The 9,768-nt window shown below is 68.5% G+C and carries 10 protein-coding genes; 6 read left to right on the forward strand and 4 right to left on the reverse strand.

All coding sequences use genetic code 11. The features are described from left to right. Positions 1 to 53 precede the first annotated feature (53 nt). A complete protein-coding gene (aat, locus tag AC3ISA_RS16805; protein WP_489178774.1) occupies positions 54 to 734 on the forward strand; it encodes a leucyl/phenylalanyl-tRNA--protein transferase in 681 nt (226 codons plus the stop codon). A gap of 78 nt (positions 735 to 812) precedes the next feature. Continuing rightward, positions 813 to 1,577 (forward strand): signal peptidase I, encoded by a 765-nt coding sequence (lepB, locus tag AC3ISA_RS16810; protein WP_489178775.1) that lies wholly within the window; start codon positions 813 to 815, stop codon positions 1,575 to 1,577. On the opposite strand, the gene AC3ISA_RS16815 is transcribed toward lepB, so the two are convergent. Genes AC3ISA_RS16815 through AC3ISA_RS16825 form a run of 3 tightly spaced genes read right to left on the reverse strand, consistent with a single transcriptional unit; the run spans position 1,574 to position 2,972 of the window. Continuing rightward, a complete protein-coding gene (locus AC3ISA_RS16815) occupies positions 1,574 to 1,912 on the reverse strand; it encodes a hypothetical protein (protein WP_489178776.1) in 339 nt (112 codons plus the stop codon). The genes lepB and AC3ISA_RS16815 overlap by 4 nt on opposite strands. Positions 1,913 to 1,938: 26 nt before the next feature. Beyond that, positions 1,939 to 2,583, reverse strand: coding sequence for a DUF2155 domain-containing protein (locus AC3ISA_RS16820; RefSeq protein WP_489178777.1), 645 nt, complete (start codon positions 2,581 to 2,583; stop codon positions 1,939 to 1,941). Continuing rightward, entirely contained in the window at positions 2,580 to 2,972 is a 393-nt protein-coding gene (locus AC3ISA_RS16825; protein WP_428154832.1) for an NADH:ubiquinone oxidoreductase subunit NDUFA12, read from the reverse strand. Before AC3ISA_RS16825 ends, AC3ISA_RS16820 begins: the two co-directional genes overlap by 4 nt. A 207-nt stretch (positions 2,973 to 3,179) precedes the next feature. On the opposite strand from AC3ISA_RS16825, the gene AC3ISA_RS16830 reads away from it, so the two are divergent. The 3 genes from AC3ISA_RS16830 (at position 3,180) to AC3ISA_RS16840 (ending at position 7,325) form a co-directional block, all read left to right on the forward strand. Further along, positions 3,180 to 5,807: a TSCPD domain-containing protein gene (locus AC3ISA_RS16830; RefSeq protein WP_489178778.1), complete on the forward strand. Its 2,628-nt coding sequence runs from the start codon at positions 3,180 to 3,182 to the stop codon at positions 5,805 to 5,807. A 57-nt stretch (positions 5,808 to 5,864) separates the two neighbouring features. Next, complete coding sequence (locus AC3ISA_RS16835; protein ID WP_489178779.1) at positions 5,865 to 6,356, forward strand: pentapeptide repeat-containing protein; 492 nt, start codon at positions 5,865 to 5,867, stop codon at positions 6,354 to 6,356. An 81-nt stretch (positions 6,357 to 6,437) separates the two neighbouring features. After that, positions 6,438 to 7,325 (forward strand): pentapeptide repeat-containing protein, encoded by an 888-nt coding sequence (locus AC3ISA_RS16840; RefSeq protein WP_489178780.1) that lies wholly within the window; start codon positions 6,438 to 6,440, stop codon positions 7,323 to 7,325. Between the two features lie 72 nt (positions 7,326 to 7,397). On the opposite strand, the gene aspS is transcribed toward AC3ISA_RS16840, so the two are convergent. After that, positions 7,398 to 9,230 (reverse strand): aspartate--tRNA ligase, encoded by a 1,833-nt coding sequence (gene aspS, locus AC3ISA_RS16845; RefSeq protein ID WP_489178781.1) that lies wholly within the window; start codon positions 9,228 to 9,230, stop codon positions 7,398 to 7,400. 164 nt (positions 9,231 to 9,394) lie between these two features. On the opposite strand from aspS, the gene AC3ISA_RS16850 reads away from it, so the two are divergent. Next, positions 9,395 to 9,682 carry a YciI family protein gene (locus AC3ISA_RS16850; RefSeq protein ID WP_489178782.1) on the forward strand — a complete coding sequence of 96 codons (288 nt, stop codon included), beginning with the start codon at positions 9,395 to 9,397 and terminating at the stop codon, positions 9,680 to 9,682. The last annotated feature ends 86 nt before the right edge of the window (positions 9,683 to 9,768 follow it).

Here is a 9,768-nt window from a genome sequence, read left to right on the forward strand (position 1 = left end):
CGGTCAGCCCCCTCCACCGCTTCGTGGTCCCCCTACCCCGATGGGGGAGGATTATGACCGAGCCCGATTTCAGCGCCAGCGGCCCGTTTGGCGGGTTTGGGCCGGAAGACCTGCTGGCCTGTTATGCGCGCGGCGTATTCCCGATGGCCGAGGCGCGCGACGATCCGCGCGTCTTCATCATAGAGCCGGAGCAGCGCGGCGTCGTGCCGCTGGACGCCTTTCACATTCCCTCGCGCCTGCGTCGCACCGTGCGGGGCGAGCCTTTCGAGGTGCGGGTCGACACCGCGTTCGAGGCGGTGCTGGACGGCTGTGCGACGGCGCAAGGGCCGGATCGCGAGGACACCTGGATCAACGGACCGATCCGGCGGCTGTATGCGGCCCTGTTCGCCATGGGGTTCGTCCACTCCATCGAATGCTGGCGGGACGAGCGGCTGGTGGGCGGCCTGTATGGTGTGTCACTTGGCGGCGCCTTCTTCGGCGAGAGCATGTTCAGCCGCGAGCGGGATGCGTCCAAGGTGGCGCTGGTGCATCTGGTCGCGCGGTTGCGCAAGGGCGGCTGGACCCTGTTGGACGCACAGTTCCTGACCCAGCATCTGAGCCAGTTCGGCGCGGTGGAGACACCGCAGGCGGCCTATCTGGAGCGGCTTCAGCCCGCCCTGTCGGTCAGGCCGGATCAGGGAGCGTTGCGCGCGCCCCTGACCGGCGCAGAGGCGGTCGCCCTCGCCGGCGCTTAGTCTGTCCGGACACGATTTCAGGCCTGTCCCGACAGGTTCGGATTGGCGTCTTCGCCCGGCCTGACGGTCAATGGAGGCATGACCCAGACCCCACCGAAAGCCCCGCCACGTTCATCCCTTCTTCGCGAGGGACGAGAGATCGCCGTGACGCTGGTCGTCGCCCTGATCCTGGCGACGACGCTCCGCATCCTGCTGTTTCAGCCCTTCACCATTCCGTCGTCGTCGATGGAGCCGGGGCTGGTGACCGGCGACTATATCGTCGTGTCGAAATATCCGTATGGCTGGAGCACGGCGTCGCTGCCGTTCAACCCGTCCATGGCGCCGGGGCGGGTGATGGGGCGCGAGCCCCGGCGCGGGGACGTGGTGGTGTTCCGCCTGCCGCGCGATCCGGAACAGACCTGGATCAAGCGGGTCGTGGGCCTGCCCGGCGACACGGTTCAGGTGCGCGGCGGCGTGGTCTTCGTCAACGGCGACGCGGTGCGTCAGACCCGGCTGGATGTCGTCGCCGACCATGACGCGCCCCAGCGCCGGGTGCAGCAGGTGCGCGAGACCCTGGCCGACGGACGGACCTATGTGACCTATGACAGCGGGCCGGACCTGCCGGGCGACGACACGCCCCTGCGCCGCGTGCCGCCAGGCCAGTATCTGATGATGGGCGACAACCGCTACAACTCGCTGGACAGCCGCTGGCCGCCCGAGGTCGGGGTCGGCCTGCTGCCCGTCGAGAACATCGTGGGTCGGGCGGAGATCGTGCTGGCGTCATGGAAGCCGGGCGCGGGCCTGTTCAAGCCGTGGACCTGGCTGAACCTTCAGTGGGACCGGTTTCTGGTCCGCATCCGCTAGCGCGCGCGATATTCGTCGAAGCTGACGACGCCGTTATGGTTGCGGTCCATGCGGTCGAAGGCGGCGCGGCTGGGCGGCGCCGATTGGGCCAACGAAGGCGCGGCGACGGCGCCAAGGGTCAGTCCGGCGACGGCGGCGGCGAGCAGTTGACGCCAGTTCAGGCCTGTCGAGCGGCGCGCCGACGTCTGGTTCAGCTCGGCGTCGATGAAGCGGCGGATGGCGTCGCTGGCGGTGCGGCCCTCGGCGCGGCAACGGGCCATGAAGGCGGTCTTGGTCGCGTGGGGCAGTCGGATCTCGACGGTCTCGCTCTTCTTGAGCGGTTTGTTGCGATCCATTTCCGGCCTCCTCGCGGTATTGGGGATCAGTTCTTACAGCCCACGACCCAGGCGTCGTAATAGGGGTTCTGGATGCCGCTTACGGACGGAGACGAGGCGAACATCCAGCCGCGGAACAACTGGCGACCCTCCTGCCGGCCGCGCGGCTGAAGGGACACGTCGATATAGGCGATGGCGTCCTCGGTCAGCTCGTCCGGGGTCGTCACCTCGCAGGCGCGGGCGGCGAAGATCAGGTTGCGGTTGAAGCGGACGGGCCGACCGCCGACCTCGACCTCGAACTTCATGGACTCGGCCGTGACCTTGTCGATGGCCTGGATGACCGCGAACTTGCGGCGCTGGCGACGGGCCGGGGTGTCGGGCTGTTCGATGGCCTTGGTCGCGACGGGCTTCTCGGCCGCGACCTCCTGTTCAGCCTTTTCCTCGACCGCAGCGTCCTCGGCGATGATGACGGTCGGGGGCGGCGTCACGGCGACGGGCGAGCGCGGCGCCGGAGCGCCTGCAGGCGGGGTCTCGGTCGGCACGGACGGCGTGGTGCGCAGGATGTCGCCGATCGGATCCTGGACCGGGCGTGCATCGCGCGGCGCGTCCTGAAGCACGCTGGCGGTCACCGCGCCCGCGCTCAGCACACCGACGACGGCCGCCGCGCCCAACAGGATGCGGCGCGCTCTCACTCGGGCGTCCAGGCCTGATAGTCGCCGGTCGCGGCCGGACGCTTGGCCTCGTTGGCCAGCGAGCCGGGCGGACGCCAGGCCAGGGGTGTGCCGGTCATGTTCGGCATATGATCCTTTTCCCAGACGCGCCGCGGCAGCGGCTGCTCGGTCGGCGGCAGGTCGAAGGTGTAGTGCAGCCAGCCGTGCCAGTCGGGCGTGACCTTGGACGCCTCGGCATAGCCGTCATAGATGACCCAGCGACGCTTGCGGCCGTCGTAGCTGACGTTGTCGCGGCTCTCGAAATAGCGATTGCCGTTCTCGTCCTGGCCGACGAAGCGACCGCGCTTGGCGATGGTGAAGCGGGTGCCGATCGTGGCGCCCTCCCACCAGCCGAAAATCTTGCTCAACACGTCGTGGAATCCAACCGTAAGGGTTCGCCGAAAAGGGAGGCGGCGTCTGATGCGGATCATAGAAACCCGCGCCCCCTTCGTCCAGCGTTCTGAAGGGTCGGGCCGAATCGATATCTTGTGGGCAACATGGCCTGAGCACACCAGATGTATTGGCGAAGGGACGCGCGACCGCCTAGGCTGGGCCGAACCTTTCGGAGAGACGCCGCCATGCGCTTTCAATCCGGCTTCGCCGTTCGCGCCGAACGAGTCGCAATGGAGACCCGCGCCGTCGAGCGCCCCGCCAGAGTGCAGCAGGTGCTGGCGCCAGCCGGCTGGTCCGACGCTCAGATCGAGGCCTGGCTGGACTGGGTCGAGGCGGCGGGTTTCACGACGCCGATGTCCGGCGACTGGCTGAACGGCGGGGTCGACTCCTGGGCCGAGCGACTGGCGGCGACGGGCGTGACAGAGGGCGTGTTCGACCGGGCCGAGGCCGCCGCCTTCGTAGGCGAGCTTTCGGGCGCCTTCAAACTGGGCCTGGCGGCGCCGGCGTCGTCTGGTCCCGCAGCCGTCGGCGTCGTCGATCTGAACGACCCCGGCGCGGCGGCGCAGTTGCAGGCGCACAACGGACGGCGCTCGGCCGCGCGCCTGGGCGCCCAGGCGGCCGACGCCCTGGCCGAGGCTTTGGCGGGCGTAGCCGACGCGGTGGACCGGTGCGAAGGGCCGCGCGGCGACTGCGGCGATCCCTCGCGCAATCCCGCGCTGGGACGGGCAGCGGCGCTGGCGCGACGGTGCGGGGCGAGCGACGCCGACATCCTGAGGGCCATCGACGGCGAACGGCCCGAGATGGCGCTGGAACCGCTGGTGGAAGGCGCACCGCTGGTCGCTCTGGCGGATCGGACGCAGATCGCGGCCGGCGCGCCGGAGGCCCTGCTCGCGGCGGAAGCGGCGCTGGACGGCGGGCTGATCGTCGCCTTCGATCCGCGCGATGCGCAGACCGCGACGGCGACGACGGGTCGGGGCGTGATCAACCTGGGCGCCGTGCTGTCGCTGGACGGCGACGCGGCGGCCAATCTGGCGGGGCTGACGCGGCTGTTGACGGTGGCTCTGGACCTTCAGGCGGCGGCGCCGGGCGTGATCGCCCTGGGGCTGGACGGGTTGCTGGAGGCCCTGGCGGCGGACGACGACCGCACGGCTCGGGCGCATGCGTTTGCGGGACTGGTCGCGGCGACGGCGGCGCAGACCTCGGCCGAGTTGGCGAGCGTGCGCGGTCTCTGCCCCGATTGGGACGACCTGAAGGGCGCCGCCGCCGAGACTCAAGGCGCGCGGTGCGATGCGCTGAAGGGGCTGGCTGATCCCCTCGCCGCAGTCGCGTCGAAAGCCCTGGCGGTCGCGCCCAAGGCGCGGCGGCACTCGGCCATCGGCCTGTTCGTCGAGGATGCAGAAGCGCGGCTGCGGCTGGGCCTGGGCCGGATCGCGGCGGTCGATGTGTTCCAGACGGCGGACGGCGAGATCGGTCGTCGGCTCAACCCCGCTCTGGCGGCGGCGATCTCGGCGGCGGGCGGCGACGTCGAGGCGGCGGAGCGGTGGTCGTTCGGGCGGCGCACCCTGGTCGAGGCGCCGGGCATCGATCATGCGTCCTTGCGCACCCTGGGCTTCACCGACATCGAACTGGCCGCCATCGAGAACGCCCTGGCCTGGGCAGAGGATTTCGACACGGTCTTCGCCGCGCCGGTCCTGGATCCCGGCTTCATCCGCGATGTGCTGGGCGTCGAGGACGGCGACGGCCTGTTGCTGACCCTGCTGGGCGTGTCCGAAGAGGCCGAGACGGCGGCGACGCGCTGGGTCTTCGGTCATGGCGATCTGAGCGATTGGCCCGAGGCGCCGGCGTCCGTCGCCGCCCTGCTGGCCGATCCGGCGGCGGCCGCAGCCGACCTGCGGCGCGCCATCGAGCCGTTCAGCGATTTGGCCGACGTTGCGGTCGAACCGATGGACTGGCGCACCACCGCAGCTCAGGCCGCGCGGCTGCTGAGCCAGGGCGCACTGGACGGCCGTCGCGCCATCCGCCTGGCCCGCGCCGCCCCGCCGGCGGGTCCGATGCTGTCGCTGCCGAACGTCGAGGCGGCGCGGGCCGAGCCTGTGCGCGAAGCCCCTCGCCCCGCCCCGACCGAACGGGTCGTCGAGCGCGTGGTCGAGCGGGAACGCGCGCGCCGCAAACTGCCCGATCGGCGCAAGGGCTATATCCAGAAGGCCGCCGTCGGGGGCCACAAGGTCTATATCCACACCGGCGAATACGAAGACGGCGAACTGGGCGAGATCTTCATCGACATGCACAAGGAAGGCGCCGCCTTCCGCAGCCTGATGAACAACTTCGCCATCGCCATCTCCATCGGCCTGCAATACGGCGTGCCGCTGGACGAGTTCGTGGACGCCTTCGTCTTCACCCGGTTCGAGCCGGCCGGGCGCGTCACCGGCAACGACTCCATCAAATCCGCGACCTCCATCCTGGACTACATCTTCCGCGAACTGGGCGTTTCCTATCTGGACCGCGACGAACTGGCCAACGCCGGGACGGACGACCTGAACGCGGATGGGTTAGGAGACGGCAAGCCCGACGCCAACGAGGCCGTGCCCGCCGCCCGGTTCATCTCCAAAGGGTTCGCGCGCGGATCGGCGCCCGACAATCTGGTCGTCCTGCCCTTCGGCAAGAAGGCCGAGCCCGAGCCGCGCCATGTGGCTGATAGCGAAGCCGTCGCCTGCCCCGCCTGCGGCGACTTCAGCCTGCAGCAACGCGGCACCGCCTGGGTCTGCGACACCTGCGGAGCCGCGCCGGCGCTGAAGGGCGGAGATCAGGGGTAGGTTAAGGGTTTTGGCCTAGGGTTTGCTGCAAGACGATCGAACGTCGGAGCCCGGTCCATGAAACGCACACTCTCTATCGGCCTGATCGCCGCCCTGCTGGCCGTCGCCGCGCCGGCGCTTGCCCAGAACGCCGGCCAAATCGCCAGCGTGAAGCGCGGCGCGTCCTGCGCCGGATGCAACCTGTTCCAGGGCGACTTCTCGGGGCTGGAGGCGCGGGGCCTGAACCTGACCGGCTCACGCCTGCGTCAAGCGGACCTGAGCCTCAGCGTCATGAACCGCACGCGGTTTTCCAACACCGACATGCGCGACGTGGAAGCCTATGGCGGCGTCTTCTCCGGGTCGAACTTCTCGCGCGCCAACCTGACCAACGCCAGCTTCGTCGGCGCCTATCTGGAGGGCGCAAGCTTCTCGGGCGCGACCTTGTCGGGAACCAATCTGTCAGGCGCCCAGCTGACGCGAGCCACCGGCCTGACCCAGGGTGAGTTGAACCAGGCGTGCGGCGACGGCTCCACCGTCCTGCCTCGCGGCCTGCGCATTCCCGCCTGCTGAGGGTCGCCGACCTTGCGCGGATTTAACGAAGTTACCTCGATTTAAGTAGGTGCAGCAGGGGTTTCGGGGCATTCAGGTCTCGTGAAACAGATCGCTGAACATATCCGGTTCCGACCCTCCCTGGCCCTGCTGGTCCTAGGCGCGGCGCTCGTCGCCTCTCCCGCCTTCGCCGGGGTCGAGATGTCGATGCAGGACCGCGACGTGGCCCGTTCGGTGTCGCTGGGCGGATCGTGCAACCGCTGCGAACTGTCGGGCCGCAATCTGACCGGCGCGACCTTCACCGGCGCCAGCTTCATGAACGCCACACTGGTCGGGGCCAATCTGCGCGGCGCCGAGATGATGGGCTCCAACTTTACCGGCAGTGATTTCAGCCGCGCCAATCTGTCGGGCGTCGAGATTGTCGGCGCCAACTTCACCTCCGCCAACTTCACCGGCGCCAGCCTGGTCGGGGCCGAAGCGCAGGGGTCGTCCTTCGTTCGCGCCAACCTGAGCCGCGCCGACCTGTCGGGCGGCGAGATGCACGGCGTGAACTTCAACGGCGCGACCCTGGCGGGGACCAACTTTTCGAACAGCGAACTGTTCGGGGCGACGATCACCAATGTCCGTGCGGCCGGCGCCAACTTCTCCAACGCCGAGGTCAACGCCTCCAACCTGTCGGGCGGCGACTTCTCGAACGCGGACTTCTCGAACACCAGCCTGGATGGCGCGCGGCTGAGCGGCGCCAGCTTCTCCCGCGCTGACTTCTCCAACGCCTCCCTTCGCCGCGCCGACATCCGGGGTGCGGACCTGTCCAGTGCGCGTGGCCTGACCCAGGATCAGATCAGCGAGGCCTGCGGCGACGGCTCGACCCGCTTGCCCGCCCGCCTGTCGCCCCAGGCCTGCCGCAGCAGCTCGATCCGCATCATCCGCTCGCCGCCCGCCCCTCCGGCGCCGCCGCGCGTGCGCAACTTCGTCAACGCCGGAAACTAACGGCGCAGTCCAATGCAAAAAGAGGACGCCTCGCGGCGTCCCCTTTGTCGTATCCGGCGATGCGTGCTCGATTCAGACCTTGATCGGCAAGGCCGTGCGGATGTGCACATCCTTCAACTGACGCTCTTCCGCCTCGGTCGGGGCGTTCATCAGCAGGTCCTCGCCCTGCTGGTTCAGCGGGAAGGCGATGACCTCGCGGATGGCCGTCTCGCCGGCCAGCAGCATGACGATGCGGTCGATGCCGGGGGCCAGGCCGCCGTGCGGCGGCGCGCCGTAGCGGAAGGCGTTCAGCATGCCGCCGAACTGCTCCTCGACCACCGAGGCGTCATAGCCGGCGATGGAAAAGGCCTTCAGCATGATCTCGGCCTTGTGGTTCCGGATCGCGCCCGAGCACAGCTCATAGCCGTTGCAGACGATATCATACTGATAGGCGCGGATGGTCAGCGGATCCTGGGTCTCCAGGGCCTCCAGCCCGCCCTGCGGCATCGAGAAGGGGTTGTGGCTGAAGTCGACCTTCTTCTCTTCTTCCGACCATTCGAACATGGGGAAGTCGACGATCCAGCAGAATTTGAACTGGTTCTCGTCGATCAACTTCAACTCAGTGCCCACGCGGGTGCGGGCAAGGCCGGCGAACTTGGCGAAGACCGACGGCAGGCCGGCGGTGAAGAAGGCGGCGTCACCCTTGCCCAGGCCCAGCGAGACCATCAGGGCCTCGGTCGGCTCCTGACCCAGGTTTTTGGCGATGGGACCGCCCCAGGCGCCCTGATCCTCGGACCAGAAGATATAGCCCAGGCCCGGCTGCCCCTCGCCCTGCGCCCACGAGTTCATACGGTCGCAGAAGGCGCGCGAGCCGCCGGTCGGCGCCGGGATGGCCCAGACGGCGTTCTTCTCGTCCGCGCCCAGGATCTTGGCGAACAGGCCGAAACCGCCGTCGCGGAAGTGGTCGGACACCACCTGCATCTTGATCGGGTTGCGCAGGTCCGGCTTGTCCGAACCATACCAGGCCATGGACTGGGCGTAGGTCAGGCGCTCGAAGCCCTTGTGCTCGAACGTCTCGCCGAAGTCGTTGGTGAAGACATGGGCGCCGTCGATGGGCGAGACCGGCTTGCCCTCGCCGAACTCCTCGAACACGCCGTGCATCAGCGGCTCGATAGCGGCGAAGACGTCTTCCTGCGTCACGAAGCTCATCTCGACGTCGAGCTGGTAGAATTCCAGCGAACGGTCGGCGCGCAGGTCTTCGTCACGGAAGCAGGGCGCGATCTGGAAATAACGGTCGAAGCCCGAGACCATCAGCAGCTGCTTGAACTGCTGCGGGGCCTGCGGCAGCGCATAGAACTTGCCCGGATGCAGGCGCGACGGCACCAGGAAGTCGCGCGCGCCTTCCGGCGACGAGGCCGTCAGGATCGGGGTCTGGTATTCCAGGAAACCCTGGCCGACCATGCGCTGGCGGATCGAGGAGATGACCCTGGAGCGCAGGACGATGTTCTTATGCAGGCGCTCACGACGCAGATCCAGGAAGCGATTGGCCAGGCGGATATCCTCGGGATACTCCTGATCGCCAAAGACCGGCATCGGCAGTTCGGCGGCTTCCGACAGGACCTCGACGCCCTGCACGCGCACCTCGACCTCGCCGGTCGGCAGGTTGGCGTTCACCACCGAGGCGTCGCGGGCCACGACCTCGCCATCGATCTTGATCACACTCTCGGCGCGCAGGCGTTCGACGGCGGCGAAGCCCGGCGTTTCGGGGTGCAGCACCAGTTGCGTCAGGCCGTAGTGGTCGCGCAGATCGATGAACAGCAGGCCGCCGTGATCGCGCTTCCTGTGCACCCAGCCGGACAGGCGAACGGCGGAACCGGCGTCGGAGGCGCGCAGGGCGCCGCAGGTATGGGAGCGGTAGGCGTGCATGGAACAGACCGTCTGGAGACTTTGGCGGTGGAATCCGACGCCGTCGGCGCCCGAAATCGAAGCGGCGTAGGGCGCATCATCGCCCCGGAAAGTCAAGGTTTCAGCCGTTGCAAAGCCAGCCGTCCCGCATGATATCTGGCGCTCCTGTCCCACCCGAGGCCGCCATGTTCATCGTCACCATCACCTACACCCAGCCGATCGAAGCCATCGAGGCCAAGACGGTCGAGCATCGCGAATGGCTGGATGTCCATGTCGCAAGCGGCCTGATCATCGCCGCCGGGCCGATGGTTCCGCGCACGGGCGGCATTCTGGTGGTGCGCAGCGGCGGCACGAAAGAAGAGCTGGAAGCCCTGTTGAAGGCCGATCCGTTCCAGGTCCACGGCCTGGCCGACTATCAGGTCACCGAGTTCAAGGCGGGCAAGTTGAACCCCGCCCTGGCCGAATTCGCCTGATTCCATCCACAGGGGCGAGGTTCGCTCCCCGGAACCAACAGAGCGGGCCTGACGCGGTTAACTGTGGCCTCTGCTAAGACGGGGTC

The organism is Brevundimonas sp. KH_058 (genome assembly GCF_057838505.1).